Annotated in this window: 21 protein-coding genes, 1 tRNA gene and 1 pseudogene; 14 read left to right on the forward strand and 9 right to left on the reverse strand. The window is 74.7% G+C overall.

Features of this window, described 5'->3' with window-relative positions; translation table 11 throughout:
• Positions 1 to 54: 54 nt before the first annotated feature.
• From A8713_RS02000 to fdh, 11 genes are all read left to right on the forward strand, one after another.
• Complete coding sequence (locus tag A8713_RS02000) at positions 55 to 300, forward strand: ferredoxin (RefSeq protein ID WP_064531112.1); 246 nt, start codon at positions 55 to 57, stop codon at positions 298 to 300.
• A complete protein-coding gene (locus A8713_RS02005) occupies positions 290 to 1,684 on the forward strand; it encodes an NAD(P)/FAD-dependent oxidoreductase (protein ID WP_064531113.1) in 1,395 nt (464 codons plus the stop codon). Before A8713_RS02000 ends, A8713_RS02005 begins: the two co-directional genes overlap by 11 nt.
• Before the next feature lie 50 nt (positions 1,685 to 1,734).
• Entirely contained in the window at positions 1,735 to 2,973 is a 1,239-nt protein-coding gene (locus A8713_RS02010; RefSeq protein WP_064531114.1) for a cytochrome P450, read from the forward strand.
• A 209-nt stretch (positions 2,974 to 3,182) separates the two neighbouring features.
• Positions 3,183 to 3,383, forward strand: a complete 201-nt coding sequence (locus tag A8713_RS02015) for a hypothetical protein (protein WP_064531115.1) — start codon at positions 3,183 to 3,185, stop codon at positions 3,381 to 3,383.
• Positions 3,384 to 3,662: 279 nt separating this feature from the next.
• Positions 3,663 to 3,986: a hypothetical protein gene (locus A8713_RS02020; protein WP_335743737.1), complete on the forward strand. Its 324-nt coding sequence runs from the start codon at positions 3,663 to 3,665 to the stop codon at positions 3,984 to 3,986.
• A 175-nt stretch (positions 3,987 to 4,161) separates the two neighbouring features.
• On the forward strand, positions 4,162 to 4,614 hold the full coding sequence (locus tag A8713_RS02025) for a hypothetical protein (protein WP_064531117.1): 453 nt from the start codon (positions 4,162 to 4,164) through the stop codon (positions 4,612 to 4,614).
• Between the two features lie 85 nt (positions 4,615 to 4,699).
• Positions 4,700 to 5,902 carry a carboxylate-amine ligase gene (locus tag A8713_RS02030; protein WP_064531118.1) on the forward strand — a complete coding sequence of 401 codons (1,203 nt, stop codon included), beginning with the start codon at positions 4,700 to 4,702 and terminating at the stop codon, positions 5,900 to 5,902.
• A 23-nt stretch (positions 5,903 to 5,925) separates the two neighbouring features.
• Positions 5,926 to 6,357, forward strand: coding sequence for a hypothetical protein (locus A8713_RS02035; RefSeq protein WP_064531119.1), 432 nt, complete (start codon positions 5,926 to 5,928; stop codon positions 6,355 to 6,357).
• A gap of 117 nt (positions 6,358 to 6,474) precedes the next feature.
• Positions 6,475 to 7,446, forward strand: a complete 972-nt coding sequence (locus A8713_RS02040; RefSeq protein ID WP_064531120.1) for a 4Fe-4S dicluster domain-containing protein — start codon at positions 6,475 to 6,477, stop codon at positions 7,444 to 7,446.
• Positions 7,443 to 8,555 (forward strand): NrfD/PsrC family molybdoenzyme membrane anchor subunit, encoded by a 1,113-nt coding sequence (gene nrfD / locus A8713_RS02045; RefSeq protein ID WP_237305288.1) that lies wholly within the window; start codon positions 7,443 to 7,445, stop codon positions 8,553 to 8,555. Before A8713_RS02040 ends, nrfD begins: the two co-directional genes overlap by 4 nt.
• Before the next feature lie 112 nt (positions 8,556 to 8,667).
• Positions 8,668 to 11,928, forward strand: a complete 3,261-nt coding sequence (fdh, locus tag A8713_RS02055) for a formate dehydrogenase (protein WP_237305289.1) — start codon at positions 8,668 to 8,670, stop codon at positions 11,926 to 11,928.
• Positions 11,929 to 11,996: 68 nt separating this feature from the next.
• Here the strand turns inward: fdh and selD are convergent, their stop codons facing one another.
• A complete protein-coding gene (gene selD / locus A8713_RS02060; RefSeq protein ID WP_064531123.1) occupies positions 11,997 to 13,028 on the reverse strand; it encodes a selenide, water dikinase SelD in 1,032 nt (343 codons plus the stop codon).
• Positions 13,029 to 13,060: 32 nt separating this feature from the next.
• Between selD and A8713_RS33445 the strand changes: the two genes are divergently transcribed.
• A tRNA-Sec gene (locus tag A8713_RS33445) sits at positions 13,061 to 13,153 on the forward strand.
• A 53-nt stretch (positions 13,154 to 13,206) separates the two neighbouring features.
• Here the strand turns inward: A8713_RS33445 and A8713_RS02065 are convergent.
• The 4 genes and pseudogenes from A8713_RS02065 to A8713_RS02080 all read right to left on the reverse strand — a co-directional run.
• Positions 13,207 to 14,955, reverse strand: a pseudogene (locus A8713_RS02065) (SelB domain-containing protein); the annotation flags it as partial.
• A 10-nt stretch (positions 14,956 to 14,965) separates the two neighbouring features.
• Positions 14,966 to 16,330, reverse strand: a complete 1,365-nt coding sequence (gene selA, locus A8713_RS02070; protein WP_064537191.1) for an L-seryl-tRNA(Sec) selenium transferase — start codon at positions 16,328 to 16,330, stop codon at positions 14,966 to 14,968.
• Between the two features lie 283 nt (positions 16,331 to 16,613).
• The gene (locus A8713_RS02075; protein ID WP_064531125.1) at positions 16,614 to 17,294 is read right to left on the reverse strand and encodes a hypothetical protein; all 681 of its coding nucleotides are present in this window, start codon (positions 17,292 to 17,294) and stop codon (positions 16,614 to 16,616) included.
• 62 nt (positions 17,295 to 17,356) lie between these two features.
• A complete protein-coding gene (locus A8713_RS02080) occupies positions 17,357 to 17,914 on the reverse strand; it encodes a hypothetical protein (protein ID WP_064531126.1) in 558 nt (185 codons plus the stop codon).
• A 450-nt stretch (positions 17,915 to 18,364) separates the two neighbouring features.
• On the opposite strand from A8713_RS02080, the gene A8713_RS33725 reads away from it, so the two are divergent.
• The gene (locus tag A8713_RS33725; RefSeq protein WP_173860779.1) at positions 18,365 to 18,781 is read left to right on the forward strand and encodes a hypothetical protein; all 417 of its coding nucleotides are present in this window, start codon (positions 18,365 to 18,367) and stop codon (positions 18,779 to 18,781) included.
• A gap of 122 nt (positions 18,782 to 18,903) precedes the next feature.
• Here A8713_RS33725 and A8713_RS02090 read toward each other — a convergent pair whose 3' ends face one another.
• The 3 genes from A8713_RS02090 to A8713_RS02100 all read right to left on the reverse strand — a co-directional run bounded on the left by A8713_RS02090 (position 18,904) and on the right by A8713_RS02100 (position 21,527).
• Positions 18,904 to 19,317, reverse strand: coding sequence for an SRPBCC family protein (locus A8713_RS02090; RefSeq protein WP_064531128.1), 414 nt, complete (start codon positions 19,315 to 19,317; stop codon positions 18,904 to 18,906).
• Positions 19,318 to 19,451: 134 nt separating this feature from the next.
• Positions 19,452 to 20,642, reverse strand: coding sequence for an AI-2E family transporter (locus A8713_RS02095; RefSeq protein ID WP_064531129.1), 1,191 nt, complete (start codon positions 20,640 to 20,642; stop codon positions 19,452 to 19,454).
• A 90-nt stretch (positions 20,643 to 20,732) separates the two neighbouring features.
• Positions 20,733 to 21,527 (reverse strand): alpha/beta fold hydrolase, encoded by a 795-nt coding sequence (locus A8713_RS02100; RefSeq protein ID WP_064537192.1) that lies wholly within the window; start codon positions 21,525 to 21,527, stop codon positions 20,733 to 20,735.
• Between the two features lie 62 nt (positions 21,528 to 21,589).
• On the opposite strand from A8713_RS02100, the gene A8713_RS02105 reads away from it, so the two are divergent.
• On the forward strand, positions 21,590 to 22,009 hold the full coding sequence (locus A8713_RS02105; RefSeq protein ID WP_064531130.1) for a MarR family winged helix-turn-helix transcriptional regulator: 420 nt from the start codon (positions 21,590 to 21,592) through the stop codon (positions 22,007 to 22,009).
• A 219-nt stretch (positions 22,010 to 22,228) separates the two neighbouring features.
• Here the strand turns inward: A8713_RS02105 and A8713_RS02110 are convergent, their stop codons facing one another.
• On the reverse strand, positions 22,229 to 23,056 hold the full coding sequence (locus tag A8713_RS02110; RefSeq protein ID WP_064531131.1) for an SAM-dependent methyltransferase: 828 nt from the start codon (positions 23,054 to 23,056) through the stop codon (positions 22,229 to 22,231).
• Positions 23,057 to 23,064 lie beyond the last annotated feature (8 nt).

The raw sequence follows: 23,064 nt of genomic DNA on the forward strand, positions 1-23,064 counted from the left end.
GCCCGCCGAACGGGTGGTCCCCGAGGACCTGGCCGCCGGAAGGGCGGGTCACCGATGAGGCTTGTCGTCGATCTCAACAGATGCCAGGGCTACGCGCAGTGCGCGTTCCTCGCTCCGGACGTGTTCACCATGCACGGCGAGGAGTCGCTCGTCTACAGCCCCTGGGCCGACGACGAACAGCGGGAGAAGGTGGCCCGTGCCGTCGCCGCCTGCCCGGTGCAGGCCATCACCGCCGACGGTCTGGACGGACCGGGCGAGCCGGCGGCCGCGGCGGGGCAGGGGGCGCCCGATGCCCGCTGAGCAGTTCCACGAGTGGCTGCGCCGCGAGGGCCGCATCGTCGTGGTGGGCGCCTCGCTGGCCGGTCTGCGGGCCGCCGAGACCCTGCGCGCGGAGGGCTTCCGCGGCTCGCTGACCATGATCGGCGACGAACCGTACCAGCCGTACGACCGGCCGCCGCTGTCCAAGGCGGTCCTGCTGGGCAAGGCGGCGCCGGACCGCACCGACCTGCCCCGGCGCCGCGACATCGACGCCGTCTGGCGGCTGGGCACGGCCGCGACCGGGCTCGACCTGGCCGCCCAGCGGGTCCGGCTCGCCGACGGCGACGAGGTGCCCTACGACCGGCTGCTGATCGCGACCGGGGTGCGCGCCCGGCCCTGGCCCAAGGAGGAGGAGGCCCAGCTCGACGGGGTCTTCGTGCTGCGCACCCGGGACGACGCCGTCCGGCTGCACCGGCGGCTGAAGGCCGGTCCGCGCCGGGTGTTCGTGATCGGCGCCGGGTTCACCGGTTCGGAGATCGCCTCCGCCTGCCGGGACCAGGACATTCCGGTCACCGTGGCCGAGCGGGCCGACGCGCCGCTGGTGGGTGCTCTGGGCGGCGTGGTCGGCGCCGTCGCCGCGGAACTCCACCACGACCACGGGGTGGATCTGCGCACCGGCGTCATGGTCACCGGCCTGGAGGGCAGCCCGGTCGGCCGGGTGCGGGCCGCCCACCTGTCCGACGGCAGCGTCGTCGAGACGGACCTCGTGGTGGTCTGCCTCGGCGCGACCCGCAACACCGAGTGGCTGACCGGCTCGGGGCTCGGCGCCGGTCCGCGTGGCATCGCCTGTGACGCGGGCTGCCGGGCCTTCGACTTCCGGGGCATCGTCACCGACGACGTGTACGTGGCCGGGGACGTGGCCCGCTCCCCGCATCCGCTGTTCAGCTACCAGTTCCTGTCGCTGGAGCACTGGGGCAACGCCGTCGCCCAGGCGGAGGTGGCCGCGCACAACATGATCAGCGCCAGTTCGGACCGCATCCCGCACATGTGGGTGCCCGCCTTCTGGTCGTCGCAGTTCGGTGTGAACATCAAGTCCGTGGGCGTGCCGTCCATGGGCGAGCAGATCATGATCACGCAGGGCTCGCTCACCGAGCGGCGCTTCGTCGGCGTCTACGGCTACCAGGGCCGCGTCATCGCCGCCGTGAGCTTCGACAACACGCGCTGGCTGGAGTTCTACGAACGGCAGATCGAGACGGGCGCCCCGTTCCCGGTGGAGTACCCGACGATGGACCGCCGTCCCGAGGGCCGCAAGGCGATGCCGGCCGACTTCCCCGACCCGTCCCTGCCGACGCACGGCCCGACGGTGACGCTCAGCGGATACTCCCCCGCCGACCGGCGCCTGGTGTTCACCCCGTCCCGCCACTGACCGCCGCACGGCCCGAGCCCCGCCCCTCCTTCCCCACCCGAGGACCTCCCATGACGCAACCGTCGCTGCTGCGCCGGATCACCGACTACTCCAGCCGTGCCGACCCCTACCCGCTCTACGCGGAACTCCGCAGGACACCGGTGCTGCACGAGGAGGAGGGCGGCCCGTACGTCGTCAGCTCCTACTACGACATCCTGGGACTGCTGCACGACCCCCGGATCAGCTCGGACGCGGGCAACCTCACCGCCCCGGGCGCCGACGAGCTGTCGGAGCCGGAGGCCACGGGGCTGCCGCCGAGTTTCATCCGGCTCGACCCGCCCGAGCACGACCGGCTGCGCCGGATCGCCAACAGCTCGTTCGGGCCGCCGCACCGGCCGCACCGGATCGACGACATGCGCGAGGAGCTCGGCCGGATCGTCGCCGAACTCCTCGACGAACTGGGCGACGAGCGGGAGATCGACCTCGTCGACCAGTTCGCCTACCCCTTCCCGGTGACCGTCATCTGCCGGCTCCTCGGGGTGCCGCGCGAGGACGAACCGCGCTTCCGCGCCTGGGTCGACCCGATCGTCACCGGTCTGGACCCGGACTCGCGCAACGACCCCGGGGCCCCGGTCCAGCGCGCCGCGCAGGAGGCGCGGGTCCAGCTCGGCATGTACCTGGCCGGTCTGGCGGAGCAGCGCGCCAAGGAGCCCCGCGACGACATGCTGTCCGACCTGATGTCCGGTCACGGCCCGGACGGCGCCATGTCCACGATGGAGGTGCTCAGCACGGCCGTGCTGCTGCTGATCGCGGGCCACGAGACGACGGTCAACCTGATCACCAACGGCATGCTGACGCTGCTGCGGTACCCGGAGCACCTGCGGCGGCTGCGCGAGGACCCGGGGCTGTCGGCCGCCATCGTCGAGGAACTGCTGCGCTACGAGCCGCCGGTCCAGCTGGTGCCCTCGCGCACCTGCATCACCGACATCGAGCTGCGCGGGGTGACCATCCCCAAGGGCTCGCGGATCTGGCTGGTCCTGGGCGCGGGCAACCGGGATCCGGAGCGCTTCACCGACCCCGACCGGTTCGACCCGGACCGCGGCGACATCCAGCACCTCGGGTTCGGCAGCGGCGTCCACGTCTGCTTCGGCGCCCCGCTGGCCCGGCTGGAGACCCAGATCGCGCTCACCGCGCTGGCCCGGCGCCTGGACAACCCCCGGCTCGTCGAGGACCCGCCGCCGTACCGGCAGAACGCGGTGCTGCGCGGCCCGCGGCATCTGAACATCGCGATCGACGGCGTACTGCCCTGACCGGTACCGGCCGACGGCCGACGGACTCCCGACGGATGCCGGCAGCTTCCGATGAATTGCGGTGGGTTGCAGTGGATTGCGGTGGATTTCGGTCGCACGGAGGTTCCACGGAGGAAACTTCTGGACAACTCGAAAAAATCAGACAAAATAGTCAACGTTGTCATCGCGACGCACCGCGACTCACCGCGATCTCGAGGAGCCGCCCCCGCATGGCGTACGGAGCCCACCACAGCCCCACCCCGCCGCCCCGCCCCGACCTGGGTCCGGCCCGCGACTGCGAGCACTGCCTGGGCTGGGGGACCGTCGTCACCCATGACGGCCGGCACGAACTGTGCGGCACCTGCCAGTCCGGCCCGGACGGCGGCCCGCCCTTCGGCCCGACCGCCGCGCCCCGGCACGCACCGGACTGAGCGGCCGCCGCCTCCTCCGTCCGGGTGACGCACGTCCCCCGTGCGAGTGGTGGTGCTGCTCCGTCCGAGTGGTGCGTCCCTGCGCCCCGTCGTAGCGTCATTGGAAGGTTCTGACGTCGTCGCCGGGAGCGGAACATGGGCGGACACGCAGTGAGGACAGCAGTCACACTCGGTGCAGCCGTAGTGCTCAGCGCGGCTCTGGGAACGGTCTCCGCGGCCTCAGCGGCACCGGCGACACTGACAGCGGCCGGACACACATGGCACCGGCAGCCCGTCTTCGTGGACTGCCTGTGGAAGCCGCGGGCGCGGCCCGAGGCGTTCATCCTGGCCTGCGGTGACGGCAACAGCCGCCTGTCCTCGCTGCGCTGGACGAGGTGGGACGGCCGCGCGGCTGTCGCCCGGGGCGTCAACGTCGTCAACGACTGCAAGCCGTACTGCGCGGCCGGCACCTTCCACTCGTACCCGGTCGTCGTGCGGCTCGACCGCGCGGAGCCCTGGAAGAAGCACCCGCGGGTCCAGCACTTCACGCAGCTCACCCTCGTCTTCCCGGGCGCGCGGCCGGCCGGGTACGAGCGCACGGTGACCTACCCCCTGTGGAACTGAGCGGGGTCCGGAACCCGGTCGTCCCCGACCGGCGGTCCGGTGGCGGCGCGCGTGTCCGGCGGGCGCTCCCCGGGCCGCCGGTCGCGTCGTGCCTGGGCTTTTCCGCAGGTCTGACACTGTTTCGCCGCGCCCACAGGGGAACCCGGGGTGTCTGCCGAGCAAGGGAGCAGCCGGGATGCACTCGATCACCAAGGGCCTGCTGGCGGGTGCCGCGGGCACACTCGCGCTCGACCTGGTCTCGTACGGCGACATGCTGCTGCGCGGACGGGCGGCCAGCACCGTCCCGGCGCAGGTCGCCGACCGGCTGGCCGGTCGCGCCGGGGTGCCGCTGGGACAGGGCGAGGAGCGCGAGAACCGCAGCCAGGCCGCGGGGGCGCTCATGGGGTACGCCACCGGGATCGGCGCGGGCGTGGCCTACGGCCTGCTGCGGCCCCGGCGGCGGCCGCTGCCGGTGCTGGTGGCGGGGCCGCTGCTGGGCGCCGCCGTCATGGCGGGCGCCAACGCGCCCGCGACCGCGCTCCGGCTGACCGATCCGGGCTCCTGGGACCTGGCGTCCTGGGTGTCCGACATCGTCCCGCACCTGGTGTACGGCCTGACGACCGCGGCGGCCTACCACGCCATGCGCTGACCGGCGGGACGAGCGGGGCGGAGAAGGCGAGGAAGGCGAGGAGGGGAAGCGGACGGCACCCGGACCACAGGAGCGGGGAGGCACAGTGACGCTGCGCATCGGTGCCGAGGAGGAGTTCCACCTCGTCGACGCGGAGACGGGCCGCCTGGTGCCCCGGGCGGGCGCCGTGCTCGAACGGCTGGGCGGGCCCGGGTACGCGCCGGAGCTCCAGCGGTCCGTCGTGGAGAGCAACAGCGGGGTGCACGCCACCCTCGAAGGGCTGCTGGCCGACCTCACCGCGTCCCGGCGGCGGCTGGCCGCCGCCGCGTCCGCCCTCGGGCTCACGGCGGTGGCCGCGGGCACCGTCCCGCTGGCCGCCCCGGCCCGGGGCGACGTCACTCCCGACCCGCGCTACCAGCGCATGGCCGACCAGTACCGACGGCTCGCCGACGAGCAGTTGATCTGCAGTGCGCAGGTGCATGTCGACGTGCCCGACCGGGACACCGCCGTACGCGCCATGTGCCTGGTCGGGCCGTGGCTCGCCCCGCTGCTGGCGCTCTCCGCGAGTTCCCCGTACTGGCTGGGCGCGGACACCGGGTACGCGAGCTGGCGGACGATGCTGTGGCAGCGCTGGCCGACCGCGGGCCCGGCGGGCTGCCACTCCGGTGCCGCCTCCTACGACGCCCTGCTTGCGGACCTCATCCGCTCGGGCGTCATCAGTGACCCCGGGATGGTCTACTACGACGTCCGCCCCTCGGCGCACCAGCGCACGCTGGAGCTGAGGATCTGCGACGCCTGCCCGCGTGTGACGACGGTGGTGCTGGTGGCCGGTCTGTTCCGGGCCCTCGTCCACGACGCCTGCGCCCGGCTCGCCCGGCGCGAGCACCCCGGCTGCGACGGCCGGCACGAGTGGCTGCGGGCCGCCGCCTGGCAGGCGGCGCGCTCGGGTCTCGAAGGGCCGCTCACCGATCCCGTCACCCTGCGCCCGGCCCCCGCCCGCACGGTCCTGCACACCCTGCTGGCCCGGCTCCGGCCGGTGCTGGAGGCGTACGGCGACTGGGACGCCGTACGGGAGCTGCTGGAACTCGCCCTGGCCGACGGCAGCGCGGCGCGGCGGCTGCGGGGCGTGTACGAACGCCGGGGCCCGGCCGCGGCCGTCGCCGCCCTGGCCGCCGAGACGGCGGCGGGCGCGACCACGGCCGCCGCGCGGGCGCCGGACGCGGCGGCCGGATCCGGCGCGGCGCGTTCCGCACCGGTCGAGGCGGCCGGCGGTTTCGGCACCGGCCGGGCGGGCAACCCCTTGTCCTGACCGAGCCGTGTGCGGGAGCCACCATGTGGAAGCGCTGGAAGCGCAGGACGGGCACGGGGGACGCGAGGGGCAGGCGGCGGGCGCGGCCCGCCGAGCCCGTGGCGCTGGAGCTGTGCGATCTGTGCGCGCTCACCTTCCCCGCGTGCGAGGCGGTGCGGGGACGGGTGCCCGACTCCTCGGCCGTCCACCCCACCGACGACTGGTTCGACGGGCTGCGCCTCGTCACCGCGTGCAGCGAGGCGCACCTGGCCGTCGTCCGTGAACGCTACCGGCACCGGCCCTTCGTGCAGGAGGAGCTGTGGGCCGCGAAGATCGAGCGCGCGCTGAGCGGCGGCACTCCGGTGCTCACCATGGAACGGCTCGGCTGCCGCACGGGTCTGCACGAACCGGAGATCCGGCGTGCCATCGCCTGGCACAACGCGCACCTGCCGCCGGATGAGGCGCCCGGAGCCTGAGTCTCCGGACAGCGGTCGGCCGTCCGGGGACACGGTGGTTTCGGCCGTACGGTCCCCGGGCACCCGTCGCGCGCCCGTCCGCGAGCACCGGGTGCGCGCCGAGCGAGGAGGCCACAGATGCCGCAGAGGCCACAGACGACCGCGAACCACGCGAACCAGCTGTACGGCCCGCAGCCGGACGTGGCGCGGGCGGCGGGGTACCCCGACGCACCGCCGCGCGTGGGCTTCTTCACCGACACCTCCGTCTGCATCGGCTGCAAGGCGTGCGAGGTGGCGTGCAAGGAGTGGAACTCGGTCCCCGAGGACGGCCTGGAACTGACCGGCATGTCCTACGACAACACGCGCGGTCTGGGCGCGGACACCTGGCGGCACGTGGCCTTCATCGAGCAGCAGCGCCCCGCCGGCCACGGTGCCGGCGGGCAGGGCGGCGGCCACGGCGGCTTCGACGCCTTCGAGGCCGCCCGCGCGCTCGACGACCCCGCGCGCTCCCCCGCCGCGCCGCCCGCCCCCGAGGGACGCACCGAACTGCGCTGGCTCATGTCCTCCGACGTGTGCAAGCACTGCACCCACGCGGCCTGTCTCGACGTGTGCCCCACCGGGGCGCTGTTCCGCACCGAGTTCGGCACGGTCGTGGTCCAGCAGGACGTGTGCAACGGCTGCGGCTACTGCGTGCCGGCCTGCCCGTACGGGGTGATCGACCAGCGCAAGGAGGACGGCCGGGTCTGGAAGTGCACCCTGTGCTACGACCGGCTCGGCGCCGGGATGGAACCGGCGTGCGCCAAGGCGTGCCCCACCGACTCCATCCAGTTCGGCCCGCTGGACGAGCTGCGCGAGCGGGCCGCCGCCCGGGTGGCGCGGCTGCACACGGCCGGTGTCACCGAGGCCCGGCTCTACGGCGAGGACCCCGAGGACGGGGTCGGCGGCGACGGGGCGTTCTTCCTGCTGCTCGACGAGCCCGAGGTCTACGGTCTGCCGCCCGACCCGGTCGTGACCACCCGGGACCTGGCCGCGATGTGGAGGCACGCGGCGACGGCCGCCGCCTCGCTCGCCCTGCTGGGCGCCGCCGCCTTCGCCCGGAGGCCGCGATGAACGGGCCGGAGCGGCCGGACCGGCGGCGGTCGGACGTCACCCGGGAGGGCGTCGAGGGCGCGCGCCCCGGCCGCGACGCGCTCGCGCCCGCCCCCTCCGGGAGAGCGGCGGGCGGACGCCGCAGAGGAGGGCGGCGGCGCGGGCGCGGGGAGCGGCCGATGGTCCCCGAGGCCGCGTTCACCTCGTACTACGGCGAGCCGGTCCTGAAGGCACCCACGTGGAAGCCGGTCGACATCGCCGGATACCTCTACCTCGGCGGGCTGGCCGGCGGGTCGTCGCTGCTGGCGGCGGGCGGGCACGCCACCGGGCGGCCCGGACTGGCCCGGGTGGCGAAGGCGGGCGCGGCGGGCGCCATCACGCTCTCCCTGGGCGCGCTGGTGCACGACCTCGGCCGGCCCGCCCGGTTCCTCAACATGCTGCGCGTGTTCAAGCCGACCTCGCCGATGAACACCGGATCCTGGCTGCTGGCCGGGTACGCGCCGCTGACCATGGCCGCCGTCGCCTCCGACGTCACCGGCCGCCTCCGGCTCCTCGGCGCGGGCGCCACCGCCGGGGCGGCCGTGCTGGGACCGGCCGTCGTCACGTACACCGCGGTCCTGCTGTCGGACACGGCGGTGCCGGCCTGGCACGAGGGCTACCGCACGCTGCCGTTCGTCTTCGCGGGCTCCGGGGCGAGCGCGGCGGCCGGTCTCGCCCTGGTCTGCGCACCCCTCGCGCAGACCGGACCGGCGCGCCGGGCGGCCGTGCTGGGCGCCGCGCTGGAGCTGGGCGGCTTCCGGCTGATGAAACGCCGGATGGGTCTGGTGGCGGAGGTCTTCGAGCAGGGCCGGGCGCACCGGCTGCTGCGGGCCGCTGAGCTGCTGACCGCGGGCGGCGCCGTGCTGGCGGCGTGCACGGGCACGGGTGCGGGCGGGCGCGGGCGGCGAGGGCGCGGCCGGTTGCCGGGGTTCGGTCGCGGTCGCGGTGCGGCGGTGGTCGCGGGGGCGGCCCTGCTGGCCGGGTCGGCCGCGCTGCGCTTCGGGGTGTTCCACGCGGGCGTGGCGTCGGCCGAGGACCCCCGGTACACCGTCGTACCGCAGCGCGAGCGGCTGCGGGCCCGCGCGGGCTGACCCGTCCGCGTCGAGGCCGGTTTCCCCGGGGCGCCGGAGGGTACTCAGCTGCCACCGCGCCGCCGAGCGCCGCACCGGGGCCGAGCGCCGTACCGGAAAGGAGGCCCCCGTCATGGGTGTACGCACCTGGATCGACTCCTGGCCGGTCTACCGCCAGCTGAAGGGCACCGACCCGCTGGGCCGCGGGGCCGCCGCCAAGAGCGGGCCGAGCGAGCGGCTCACGCCCCGGGTGTCCACCGCGGACGGGGTGGTCAAGTCGATCTGCCCCTACTGCGCCGTGGGCTGCGGCCAGAACGTGTACGTGGAGGACGGGCGGGTCACGCAGATCGAGGGCGACCCCGACTCGCCGATCTCGCGCGGGCGGCTGTGCCCCAAGGGCTCGGCCAGCCTCCAGCTGACCACCGGGGACGCCCGCGAGCACCACGTCCTGTACCGGCGGCCGCACGGCACCGGCTGGGAGCGGCTCGACCTGGACACGGCGATGGACATGATCGCCGACCGGGTGATCGCGGCGCGGCGGGCGGGCTGGCAGTGGGAGGTCGACGGCACGCGCACCCGGCGCACGATGGGCATCGCGAGCCTGGGCGGCGCCACGCTGGACAACGAGGAGAACTACCTCATCAAGAAGCTCTTCACCGCGCTGGGCGCGATCCAGATCGAGAACCAGGCGCGTGTTTGACACTCCTCCACCGTTCCCGGTCTGGGAACCTCGTTCGGCCGCGGCGGCGCGACCACCTTCCAGCAGGACCTGCAGAACTCGGACTGCATCGTCATCCAGGGCTCGAACATGGCCGAGTGCCATCCGGTCGGGTTCCAGTGGGTGATGGAGGCCAAGGCCCGGGGCGCGAAGGTGATCCACGTCGATCCGCGCTTCACCCGCACCAGCGCGCTGGCCGATGTGCACGTGCCGCTGCGCGCGGGCTCGGACATCGCCTTCCTCGGCGGGATCATCAACCACGTCCTGAGCACCGGGGCGTACTTCCGCGAGTACGTGGCGGCCTACACCAACGGCCCGGTGGTGGTGCGCGAGGACTTCCGGGACACCGAGGACCTGGACGGCGTGTTCTCCGGGCTCGACCCGGACACCCGCACCTACGACAACAGCAGCTGGCAGTACGAGGGCACCGAGATGCAGGCGGCCTCCGGGGAACGCGACCTGGAGTACGAGCAGCGCACCGGCGGCGGCGCCTCGGTGAGCGAGGCGGCGCGCGGCGAGTCCCACGGATCGGGCGGCGCCGACATCGGCGAGGGCGAGCCCGAGCGCGACGAGAGCATGACGCATCCGCGGTGCGTGCTCCAGTTGCTCAGGCGGCACTACGCCCGCTACACGCCGGAGCTGGTCGAACAGGTCTGCGGGGTGCCGCAGGAGCTGTTCCGCCAGGTGTGCGAGCTGGTCACGGAGAACTCCGGGCGCGAGCGGACCACCGCGTTCGCCTACGCGGTCGGCTGGACCCAGCACACCGTGGGCGTCCAGTACATCCGGGCCGCCTCGGTGCTCCAGAGCCTGCTGGGCAACATCGGCCGGCCGGGCGGCGGCATCCTGGCGCTGCGCGGGCACGCCTCCATCCAGGGGTCCACGGACATCCCCACCCTGTTCAACCTGCTGCCCGGCTACGTCCCGATGCCGCACGCCCACCAGCAGGAGGACCTGGACGCCTTCGTGCGCGGCGAGGCGGCCCGCAAGGGCTACTGGGGCAACATGCGCGCGTACCTGGTCAGCCTGCTCAAGGCGTACTGGGGCGAGGCGGCCACCGCCGGCAACGACTACTGCTTCGACTACCTGCCGCGGCTGACCGGCTCGCACTCCACGTACGAGACGGTGATGGCGCAGCTGGAGGGCGCCTGCAAGGGCTACTTCCTGATGGGTGAGAACCCCGCGGTCGGCTCCGCGAACGCCAAGCTCCAGCGGCTGGGCATGGCGAACCTGGACTGGCTGGTCGTGCGCGACTTCTCGCTGATCGAGTCGGCCACCTGGTGGCAGGACGGCCCGGAGATCGAGTCCGGTGAGCTGCGCACCGAGGACATCGGCACCGAGGTGTTCTTCCTGCCGGCCGCCGCGCACACCGAGAAGGACGGCAGTTTCACCAACACGCAGCGGCTGCTCCAGTGGCACCACAAGGCCGTCGACCCGCCCGGCGAGGCGCGCAGCGACCTGTGGTTCACCTACCACCTCGGGCGGCTCGTCCGGGAGAAGCTGGCCGGTTCGCCGGAGCCCATGGACCGGCCCGTGCTCGATCTGGCCTGGGACTACGCCGCGCGGGGCGAGTGGGGCGAGCCGGACGCGGAGGCGGTGCTCGCCGAGATCAACGGCCGGGACGCCGAGGGCCGGCCGCTGTCCTCGTACGAGCAGTTGCGCGACGACGGTTCGACCGCCTGCGGCTGCTGGATCTACTGCGGGGTCCAGGCCGACGGCGTCAACCAGGCGGCCCGCCGCAGGCCGGGCCGGGAGCAGGACTGGGTGGCCGCCGAGTGGGGCTGGGCGTGGCCCGCCAACCGCCGGATCCTCTACAACCGGGCCTCGGCGGACCCCGACGGCAAGCCGTGGAGCGAGCGCAAGGCGCTGGTGTGGTGGGACGCGGACCGGCGGGAGTGGACCGGCCACGACGTCGCCGACTTCAAGAAGGACAAGTCCCCCGGTCACCGGCCGCCGCCGGACGCGACCGGCCCCGAGGCGCTGTCGGGCACCGATCCGTTCATCATGCAGGCCGACGGCAAGGCGTGGCTGTACGTGCCCTCGGGGCTCACCGACGGGCCGCTGCCCACGCACTACGAACCGCAGGACTCGCCCTTCGAGAACCTGCTGTACGGGCAGCAGCGCAACCCGGTGCGGCAGTTGATGCCGCCGGTGCCGGACAACCGCTACCAGCCCAGCGGCGGCGAGCCGGGCGCGGAGGTCTTCCCCTACGTGGCCACCACCTACCGGCTCACCGAGCACCACACGGCGGGCGGCATGTCCCGCTGGCAGCCGTATCTGGCGGAGCTGCAACCGGAGTTCTTCTGCGAGGTGTCCCCGGAGCTGGCCGCCGAACGCGGGCTCGAACACACCGGCTGGGCGACGATCGTCAGCGCCCGGGGCGTGATCGAGGCACGGGTGCTGGTCACCGACCGGATGGCACCGCTGCGGGTGCACGGCCGGACCCTGCACCAGGTGGGCCTGCCCTACCACTGGGGTCCCAACGGCTACAGCACCGGTGACGCCGCCAACGAGCTGGTGCACCTGTCCCTGGACCCGAACACCCACATCCAGGAGACGAAGGCGTTCGCCGTGGACATCCGGCCCGGCCGCCGCCCGCGGGGCCCGGCGGCCCCGGCGCTGGTGCGCGCCTATCGGGCGCGGGCGGGCATCGACGAGCGGACCGGCACGGAGCTGTGAGCCGCGCCCGGTCCGGGCCGGGTGCCGTCCACAGCTCCGTGCCGGTCCGAGGCTGCCTTGCCGGGGGGCTATCTGAGGACGAGCGCGTGCGTGCCGCGCGGGCGCAGCTCGCCGATCACCGGGGCGCCGGGGACCTCTCCGGCCACCAGCAGGCCGCCGGAGGTCTGGGCGTCGGCCAGGAGCAGCCGGGTGTCCTCGTCGGTGGTGCCGAAGTCGGTGAACGGGGTCACCCACTCCAGGTTGCGCCGGGTGCCGCCGCTGACATATCCGTCCCGCACCGCCTGCCGGGCCCCGTCCAGATACGGCACGGCGGCGGTGTCGAGGACCGCGGTCACGTCGGAGGCGCGGGCCAGTTTGTACAGATGGCCGAGGAGCCCGAAGCCCGTCACATCGGTGGCGCAGGTGGCACCGGCGGCCAGCGCCGCCTCGGCGGCCGCCCGGTTGAGCGCCACCATGGTGGCCACCGCCTGCTCGAACCGCTCTCCGGTGGCCTTGTGCCGGTTGTTCAGCACCCCGAGGCCGAGGGGTTTGGTCAGGGACAGCGGCACTCCGGGGCGGCCGGTGTCGTTGCGCAGCAGCCGGGCCGGATCGGCGAGTCCGGTGACGGCCATGCCGTACTTGGGCTCCGGGTCGTCCACGCTGTGCCCGCCGCCGACGTGGCAGCCCGCCTCGGCGGCGATGTCCAGGCCGCCGCGCAGCACCTCGCGGGCCAGTGCGAAGGGCAGCACCTCGCGCGGCCAGGCGAGGAGGTTCACGGCGAGGACCGGACGCCCGCCCATCGCGTAGATGTCGGAGAGGGCGTTCGCCGCGGCGATGCGCCCCCAGTCGTAGGGGTCGTCGACGACCGGTGTGAAGAAGTCGGCCGTGCACACCATGGCCATGCCCTGTGTGCCGCCGTCCGCCGCCGCGGGCAGCCGTACGACCGCCGCGTCGTCCCCGGTGGCCGCTCCCACCAGCAGCGCGGCCCTGCTGGGCACCGGCGGCGCCGCCGTCAGCGACCCGAGCACCTCCTCCAGTTCGCCCGGCGGGATCTTGCAGGCGCAGCCGCCTCCGTGGGCGAACTGCGTGAGCCGTACGGGCGTTTCGCCGGTCGTCGTCATGCGGGTCCCTTCCGGTAGCCTGAGCGGGCGGTGGAGGCGTGTGGGTGCCTGGTGGCCCTCCCGGTCTTCAAAACCGAGGTGCCCGAGGATCTCGGGCAGGCGGGTTCGATTCCCGTCCGCCTCCGTCTCCCGCCCCTTCTTCCTTGTGTCCCTGCGGGCGGCAGCGGCGGTGCCGGTCGTCCAGGCGTTCGGTGTGGCCGTGTGCGTCGAGGAGTTCCAGGAGGGGGACGGCGACCCGGCGCGTGGTGTCCAGGGCCCGGCGGGCCTCGCTGAGGGTGAAGGGCTGCGGCAGACGGCGCAGCACAGCGGCGGCTTCGGTGTCGGCGCCCGGCAGCAGGACCACGCCCTCGGCGAGCCGCAGCAGGGCGCCGGAGCGGACGGCTGCCGCCAGCTCCTTGCGGTGGAGGCCGAGTCCGGCGAGGCGGTCGGCCTCGGGTGCGCGGAAGGGCGTCTTCTCCAGTTCCCCGCGCAGGACGTCGACGGCGGCTGCCAGGGGCGGGGGCAGGGCCGGGCGGAGGCCGCCTCGGACGTACAACCGGCCTTGTCCGGAGACGAGTCCGCGGTCGCCCGGCGTGCGGACGAGGGCGTCGACCAGGGTCCGGTCGGGCAGGCCGAGGAGGCGCCGGGCCGCCTCCGCGGGCAGGCCCGGTTCCATGGGGTGCTGCCGCGCGTGCCGTTCGACCTCGGCGGTCAGCCGTGCGCGCAGGCCGGTCCAGTGCTCCGGGTCGGCCAGCCAGTCACCGGCGACCGGCGCGGTCGGCGCGGGCACCCCCATCGCCAGCAGCTCGGCGCGGCGCACGAGCCCGCGGCGGCGCAGCTCCGCCGCGCCGTCCGGTGCGCCGGTCATCCGCGCGAGGTCCGCCGCGCGGGCCCGGCCCGCGCCGCGCCGTTCGAGGCGCGGCGGACGGACGTCGAGGACGGTCACGGCGCAGGGCGGCCGGGTGCCGCCCGGCTCGCGCAGCACCGCACGGTCCCCGACGCGCAGCGGCAGACGCCGGGCCAGTGCCAGCCGCGCGGTGTCCTCGCCCAGCGGGCGCACGGTCACCGGGACGGCCGCCGTGCCGAGGTGCAGATGGACCTCCCGGGGCAGTTCACCGGCCGGGACGCCGCCGATCCGGACGTCGGCGACCTCGGTGAGCAGCCAGCGGTCCGGGGTCAGCAGCACCTCGCCGCGGCGGAGGACACCGTCCGGGGCGCCGTGCACGTTGACCGCCACCCGGGCGACGCCGCTGACGTCCGTGCGCTGCTCCTGGAGGCACTGCAGCCCGCGCACCCGCAGCGCGGTCGTGCCGTCCGAGGTGACCAGCCGGTCCCCGACCCGCAGGGTGCCCGCGCCGAGCGTGCCGGTCACGACGGTGCCGTGTCCGCGCATCGTGAAGGCGCGGTCCAGCCACAGCCGTACGTCGGCGTCGGCCGGCGGCGCCGGCAGGGTGCGGGCGAGGCGGGTCAGCTCGGTGCGCAGCGTGTCCAGACCGGCGCCGGTGACCGCGCTCACCGCGACGGACGGCACGGCGCCCAGCGAGGTGGCGGCCAGCCGCCGCAGGGCGTCGGCGCGCACCGGTGCGGGATCGGCGAGGTCGCCGCGGGTCACGGCGAGCACGGCGTGCCGCACGCCGAGCGCGTCGAGGATCGCCAGGTGTTCGGCGGACTGGGCCTGCCAGCCCTGGTCGGCGGCGACCACGAAGAGCACGGCGGGCACCGGGCCGACCCCGGCGAGCATGGTGGCGACGAACTTCTCGTGTCCGGGCACGTCGACGAAGGCCAGGTGTTCGCCGTCCGGCCCGGCGGGCGTCCACACGAAGCCGAGGTCGAGGGTGAGTCCTCGGCGGCGCTCCTCCTCGTGGCGGTCGGGTTCCATCCCGGTCAGTGCGCGCACCAGGGCGGACTTGCCGTGGTCGACGTGCCCGGCGGTGGCCAGGACCCGCATGGCGCCCCGCCTACCTTTCCGCTGCCCGGCGTACTGCCTCGGCCTGTCGTACGGCCTCGGCCAGCGGTTCGTCGTCCTCGGGCGGCACCGCCCGCAGGTCCAGCAGGCAGCGCCCGGCCTCGACGCGTCCCACGACGGGCCGCGGACCGGCGCGCAGCGCGGCGGCGCAGGGCTCCGGCAGGGACAGGGCCGCACTGGGCAGCACCACTCCGGGCGCGCCGCCGCCGCCGACCGCGGCCGCGCAGGCGACGGCCCGGACGTCGACCCCGGTGCCGCGCAGCGCGGCGGCGAGCCGTTCGGCGCGGCGCGTCAGCTCGCCCGCGTCGGCGGTGAGAGCCGTCTCGGTCGGGGTGGCGGGGCCCGTCAGGGTCGCCTCCAGCGCGGCCAGGGTCAGCTTGTCGACGCGCAGGGCGCGGGCCAGGGGATGGCGGGCGAGCGTGCCGACGAGGCCGGCGTCGCCGAGGAGGAGGCCGCACTGCGGGCCGCCGAGGAGTTTGTCGCCGCTCGCGGTGACCAGCGCCGCTCCGGCCCGCAGCTCGGTCGCCGCGTCGGGCTCCTCGGGCAGCAGCGGGTGCGGGGCGAGCAGTCCGGAGCCGATGTCGACGACGACGGGGACGCCCAGCGCCGCCAGCTCCCGGGTCTGCGCGGCGCGGGTGAAGCCGGTGACACGGAAGTTGGACGGGTGGACCTTCAGGACGCAGCCCGTGCCGGGGCCGACGGCGGCGGCGTAGTCGGCCGCGTCCGTGCGGTTGGTGGTGCCGACCTCGCGCAGCCGGGCGCCGGTGGAGACCAGCAGGTCGGGCAGGCGGAAGCCGTCGCCGATCTCCACCATCTCGCCGCGGCTGATGACGATCTCCCGCCCCGCGGCGAGCGCGGTGGCGGCGAGGACGAGGGCGGCGGCGCCGTTGTTGACGACGTGTGCCGCCGCGGCGTCCGGCACCCGGGCGCGCAGCGCGGCCAGCGCGGAACGGCCGCGGCGGGCCCGGGTGCCGGTGGCCAGGTCGAGTTCGACGTCGGTGGGTCCGGCCGCGTCCCGCACCGCCCGCCGGGCCGCCTCGGACAGGGGCGCCCGGCCGAGGTTGGTGTGCAGCAGGACGCCGGTGGCGTTGATCACCGGGCGCAGTCCCCCGGCGGTGGGCGGCAGCAGCGCGACCGCCGCGTCCGGTACGTCCTCGGGGGCCAGGGCGCCGTGCCGTGCCCGGTCCTGGGCCTGCCGCACGGCGGCCTTCACGGGGCGCGGTCCGAGCCGCTGCGCGGCCCGGACCAGACGGGGATCGCGCAGTACGGCGTCGGTGCGGGGTACGCGCCGCCGTGCGTCGCCGCCGCCGCCATCGGGGCGGGGGCCCGCGGCTCCCGCCGCCCCCGGGCCGGACAGGTCCGAGGTGCCGGGCCGCTCAGGCCGTTCGGAGGGACTGGGCCGTTCGGGTCGTCCGGAGGAGCCGGGCCGTCCGGGCCGTCCGGGTGTTTCCTGTTGGTACCGTCCCGCGACCCGCTGGTGCACGCCGTCCCTCCGTTCCGGGCCGAGCCCGTTCTCCGGCCGTCCGAGCAGCCCATCGTCCCTCAGCGGCCGCGGTCCTCCGCACGACACGCCGGTACCCCGGCGGCGGCGGAGGACACGCACGGACCCGATGGACCCGATGGAGGGAGAGGCGGCGGGATCAGGTGCTGAGCAGGCGGTTGAAGAACGACCGGTAGTGGCGCAGCGCCTTGCGCAGGTCCTCCGTGTCGACCCGTTCGCCCTGGCTCCACTGGCTCTCCAGCTCCTGCTTGTGCCGGGAGAAGGTCGCGGCCAGCGTCTGCATGACGTCGGCCACCAGGGCGTCGGCGGTGTGCACGGCCTCTCTCGGGTCGTCCACGAACTGGCTCTGGATCTCGTGCCAGCGCTCTCGGAAGCCCTGCTCGTCCTCCGGGGTGAGCAGCCGCGGGGCTGCCTCGCCCTCGTCGGCGGCCGTGCCGGTGCTCGCGGCGGACGCGTCGGTGCGGCCGTCGCCGGTGGCGGGCTCATCCATGGCGGACCCGGTCGCCGCGTCGGTACGGCCGGTGTCCGGCGCGCCGGGCCGTGAGTCCGGCCGTTCCCGGGCCGCGGACGGGTCGGCCGCGCCCTCCGTGCCGGGTGCCGTGCCCGCGGTGTCCCGGGCGCCACCGGAGGTGCGGTCCCGGTCCGGTGTCTGCTCCCTGCGCACGGTGCCGGTGCTCTCGCCGGGGTAGACGGGGGCTCTGCGGGCGCCGGTCCGCTGCTCCTCCGTCTCCTGCGCGGGGGCGCCGGAGGGCTGCTGTGCCAGGTCCTCGGTGGACAGGCCGCCGCTGAAGCGGCGCGGTTGGTCCTTGTCTGCGTGCATGGTGTTCCTCCCTGCCCGGCCGGTGCCGCGGGGGCGCCGGCCGGTGTGGCAGGCCGGGTGTGTCAGGACCGGGCGGGCTGCGCCCGGCCGCCGTCGGAGAGCAGTTCGTCGAAGAGGGCGCGGTAGTGCACCATGGCCCCCCGCAACTGCTCGGTGGTGGCCTTGCTCCTGGTGCTGAGCGTCTCGACCTCGTGGGCGGCCCGGTAGTGCTCCAGCGTGCTGCCGTGCTCCACCGAGAGGTCGGCCGCCTGCTGTTCGAACCCCTCCGTCGGATAGCCCCGCTCGTGCATCAGCGAGGTGACGAGCCGGTCCGCGTCGTGCACCGCCTCCGCGGGCCGGTCGACGAACTCCTCCTGGACGCCGCTCCACTCGCGCGTGTAGCGCTCCCGCGAGACCGCGGGCAGTGGCTTGATGTCCAGCGAGTCGTGCCGCCTTTCGCGTTCCTTGAGTTCGCGCTCACCGGCTCTGCGGCTCTCGGCGCCGCCGACGGTCCGTTCGTACTCGGGCCCGAAGCGTTGGCGCAGACGGCGACGCCTCGTCAGCAGAGAGGCCGCCACGGCGATGAGTGCCAGGACGACGACGATCGGGATGATGATGGCGAGAAGTGTTCCCGTGGACATGTGATGCACCCCCTTGGGCACTGTTCCGCGTGCCCGTCCTCGAGGGCCTCATGCGCGAATCCCCCCTTCCCGCGCGAATCCCCCGTCCTGATCGCGTCTGACCGCGCTCGGCCGCGTGATTCGGCCCGGGTTCCGCCCGGGTTCCACGCGGGTTCCGGACGAGTTCCGTGCTCAAGATGCCGACCCGCGAGCGGGCGACTAGCGTCTACCAGTGAGAGCCGCAACCGGGGGCACGCCCCGTCCGGCCAGGTCTCCGCAGAGGGGCCCGTCGCCGCGGTACCGGCCCGTGAGAGTACACGCGGGCGGCACGGCGGTGCCGGAGACCGGGACGTGCTTCTCACTCACGCGGCGACGCCTACGACCGCGCCGCACATTCTCTGTCCAGGGCGCGGCCATCAATCCCGTGCGGTCGATCCATTGCACGGGACGATGGAAGGAAAGGTATTACTCATGCGAGCACAGCGCGTCAAGCGCCTCTTCGCCGTGTCCGCGGCCGGCATCGTGATGGCCGGTGGCGCCGCGATCGGCGCGGCCGGGACCGCTTCGGCCCATGACTCCGGCTACGACTCCCACCACAACTCCGGTTACAGCAGGGACTGCTCCGACCGTGGCGGCTGGTGGAACGACTGCAACGGCTACGGCGACCATCGCGGCGACCGTGGTGGCCACGGCGACCACCGGGGCGACTACGGTGACCATGGACGTGGCGGTGACCACGGACGCGGCGACCACGGTGGCGACCATGGCGGACGTGGCGGTGACCACGGCGGCGGCCACGGCGGTGGCGGTCACGGTGGCGGCGGTCACGGCGGTGGCGGTCACGGCGGTGGCGGCGGTCACGGCGGTGGCGGCGGTCACGGACGCTGACCCCGGCACGACACAACAGATCACGGCGTGCGGCCCGGTCGTCCGGACCGCACGCCGTGCGGTGTCTGCGGGCCGAGGGGTGACGGCCGGGCCGCCGCCGCTCGGCCCGCCGTGTCGTCCGCTCAGCCCGCCGCGTTGTCCACCCGTATCCTGACCTGCTCCTCCAGCCGCCGCAGGCTGCTGTCGAGGGCGTCGCGGGCGGCCCGCTCCCCGGGGTCATGGCTGTCCTCGAAGAACGACAGGTGCACGGTCACCTCGCTGGCGCCGCTGCCGATCCCGGCGACCTGGAGCCAGCCCGCGTAGCCGCCCTGCTCACGGGTGCCCCACTCGATCCGCATCTGGTCGGGCTCGGTGCGCAGCAGGGCGGCGGTGTCCTGCCCGGTGTCGTCCTCGTGGACGGTGACGGCGGGCGGGTCCTCGGCGTGCACGTGCAGGACCTCGGGCAGCCAGGCGTCGAACCGTCCGACGTCGGCGGCCTGGTCGAAGACGTGTTCCGGCTGTGCGGGCATCGTGCGGGAGCGTTCGTACTCGGACATGGCGGCACCGTCCCTCCGCTCGGTTTCGTGTCCCGACCGCGTGCCCGTTCCCGCCGGGTCGAAAAGTCCCGGCCGGGCCGCCGGCCACCCTCCACGGGCCCCCTCCGGGCCGTGGCCCCGTCCTCCGTCGGCTCCTAGGTCGTGTCCGGCCGGTGCCGCAGCGCCTGGAGGACCGCCCAGACGACCGAGACGAACGGGACCGCGACGATCGCGCCGATCACCCCGGCGACGATGCTGCCCGCGATGACGGAGACCGCGACGACCAGCGGGTGCAGCCGCACCGCCCAGCTCATCACCAGCGGATGCAGGACATGGCCCTCCAACTGGCCGATGACGACGATGAGCACGATCACGGCCAGCGCGGTGAGCGGGCCGCGTCCGGCGAGGGCGACCACGGTGGCCACCGCGAGCGCGATCGGCGAGCCGACCAGCGGGATGAAGGCCGCGAAGAACTCCAGCAGGGCCAGCGGCAGCGCGAGGGGCACCCGCAGCACGAACAGGGCGACGCCCACGAGGACGGCGTTGGTGGCGGCCACGATGATGATGCCGCGGGTGTACCCGGCGAAGGCCTGCCAGGCCGCCTGCCCGGCCCGCTCCCAGACCGGCCGGGCACCGGCGGGCAGCTGATCGCGCGCCCAGCGCCACAGGCGTTCCCCGGAGTGGATGAAGAAGACCGAGGTGAACAGGGCGAGCGCGCCCGCCGTGACCAGTTCGACGAGCCGCCCCAGACCGCTCACCGCGCTGTCCACGAGGCTCGCCCGGTGGGCGGAAAGATAGGACATGAACTGGTTCTGGAGCGCGGAGAGCCGGCCCGGACCGATCCGGAACGGCGAGCGCTGGAGCCACTGCTCGATCCGGTGGATGCCGCCGGTCAGCTCGTTCGTCAGGCGCCCCCACTCCCCCGCCACCGCCTCGCCCACGAAGGCGAGCAGCGCGGCGAGCACCAGCAGGGAGAGCACCAGCACGGCGGCCACGCACAGCGGCCGGGGCAGCACCTGGTTCAGCAGGTCGGCGAACGGGCGCAGGACCGAGGTCACGACCAGCGCGACGAACACGGCCACCGCGATGAGCTGGAAGCGGCCCAGCACGGTGAAGACGCCGTAGACGGCGGCGCCGACCAGGATGAGGCGCCAGGCGTAGGCGGCGGCGACGCGCAGCCAGGGGACGGTGCGCTCGGCGCGCGGGTGCTCGGCGGCCGGGGCGGTCCGCTCGGGGCGTGGTCGCGGCGGGAGCCTCGTGGAGTGCGCCGGTCTGCTGCCCAGGACCGTGTCGCCCGGCCGGCGCCCGCGGCCCCGCCCGGCCGCCGCACCGCCCGCATCCGTCACCGCGCCTCCCGCTGCCGACGTACGGTCAGGTCCCGGTCACCGTACGGGGCGCTCCGGCCCGGCCGTGGGCGCCACGCGCCGGGGCGGGAGTCATCGGCGTGCGGGGCTCCCCGTCCGGCGCAGATGGTCCTCGATCAGGGCGAGGGTGGCGTCGGGCTGTTCGAGCTGCGGAAGGTGGCCGGCCCGGGGCACGACCTCGATCCGGCCGTCGGCGAAGGCACCGGCGTACGCCGCACCGTAGGCGGGAGTCACCACGCGGTCGCTCTCCCCCCACACGAGCAGGGCGGGCGTACGGACGCGTCCGAGCCTGCGCAGCAGCTTGGGGTCGTGCATGTAGGGGTCGCCGGCCAGGACACGCATCGTGGCCAGGTCGGCCTGCCGCCGGGCCGCCTCTCCGGGCGGTGCGCCGGCCGTGGCGGCGAGGAAGGGCGCCGGGTCGTGCCAGGAGCGCTCGGCCAGACCGCGGGCGTCGAGGGCGAAGACGTCGGTGACGGGTTCGGACGGTACCCGGACGCCGACGGCGTCGACGAGGACCAGGCCGCTGATCACCCCGGCCGTGTCCCGCACCGCCATCTCGGCGGCCGTCCAGCCGCCCAGCGAGGAGCCGACGACCAGGACGTCGTCCAGGCCGCGGTCGTGCAGGAGGTGGAGGTAGGCGAGGGCGAGGTCGTCGACCCCGGTCAGCCACGCGGGCCGGTGGGTGCCCTCCCAGCCGGGGTGGACGGGGGTGAGGGTGTGGGCGGTGCGGGAGAGGTGCGCGGCGATCCCGGCGACGGTGGCGCGGCCTCCGCCGCCGTGCAGGATCAGCACCGGGCGGCCGGTGCCGGACGCGGAGAGGGTGAGGGGCAGGTCGGGGTACACGTGCGCCGTGTGGTCCGTGAACATGCCGGACACTGTAACTAAGCATCTTTATATAAGCTAGCTTAGTCATGCTCTAGACTCTCCCCATGGACGCCGACCTGCAGACACTCGGCCGGGCCGTCAAGCTCGCCCAGTACCGCCAGCACCGGGCGCTCGACAGCGCCCTGTCCGCGGTGGGGACGACGCTCGCCCAGTGGGACGCGCTGCGGGCGGTCGGCCGTACGCCGGGCGCCTCGGCGCGCGAGCTGGCCGCCGCCACCTTCCAGAGCGAGCAGGCCTTCGGCACGCTCGTGGGCCGGCTGGCCTCGCAGGGGCTGGTCGAGCGCACACCGGGCCGGGGCAGGCGGATCGAGCACCACCTCACCCCGGCGGGCGAGCGCGTCCTCGCCTCCGGCCACCAGGTCGCCGACGAGGTGCTGGCCTCGTGCTTCGCCGCGCTGTCCGACGACGACCGGGAGCAGTTGCTCCTGCTGCTGCGGCGCCTGACGTCGGACGACGGCGCCTGACGGAGAACGGCCCGGCCGCCCGCGGTTTCGCCTCCCCGATCCGTCCGGCGCGCCGGGAGCGCAGGTCCCCGCGCCCGTGCCCGGCGGCGGACCGCATGCGGGCCTGCGGCCCCGTCGCGGGATCGGCCGTCACCGGCGCATCGGCTGTTGTCCGGGCGGGGCCGCGCCGTGCCGGCCGGCCCGCGCGGCCGTGCCCGCGGCGAGAGGTGACGTTACGCCTCAACGGGCGGGCGTCGCCGCCGCCTTGCGCCCCACGCCCGCGTACACCCAGTACTGGGAGGGGTTCTCCGGGATCTCGTCCGCGTCGCCGGGCCGCCACAGCGGTACATGGACCAGGCCGGGGTCCACCAGGTCGAACCCGTCGAACAGCGAAAGGATCGCGTCGTACGAGCGGGCCGTGACCGGTGACGTCGCCCGGTCGCGGTACAACTGCCCGACGGCCGCCGCGGTGTCCGGGCGGTCCTCGTCGGTGGCATGGGTCAGGGCGAGCCAGCCGCCCTCGGGCAGCGCGTCCCGGAACGCGGCGACGATGGCGGCCGGGTCCTCTTGCGGGGTGACGAAGTGCAGGATCGTGATCATCAGGACGGCGACCGGCTGCCCGAAGTCGATGAGTTCGCGCACCCGGGGCGCGGCGAGTATCTCCTCCGGGCGCCGGATGTCACCGGCGACGATGGCCGCGCCCGGGTTGTCGGCGAGCAGCGCCTCGCTGTGCGCGACCGCCACCGGGTCGTTGTCCACGTACACCACCCGGGCACCGGGAGCGGCGGCCTGGGCGACCTCGTGGACGTTGCCCTGGGTGGGGATGCCGGAGCCGAGGTCGATGAACTGGCGTACGCCCGCCTCCGCCAGGAAGCGCACCGCGCGGCCCAGGAAGGCCCGGTTGGCACGGGCCAGGGTGCGGACCTGGGGGTCGATCGCCGTGAAGGCGGCCACCGCCTCGCGGTCTATGGCGAAGTTGTGCTCACCGCCCAGCATGGCGTCGTACATCCTGGCCACACTGGCCTTGCCCGGATCCACGCCCTGCGGCAGACCGTCCCCCTGGAGCATGACCAACT

It is taken from the genome of Streptomyces sp. SAT1, from assembly GCF_001654495.1.
Classification (GTDB): Bacteria; Actinomycetota; Actinomycetes; order Streptomycetales; family Streptomycetaceae; genus Streptomyces; species Streptomyces andamanensis.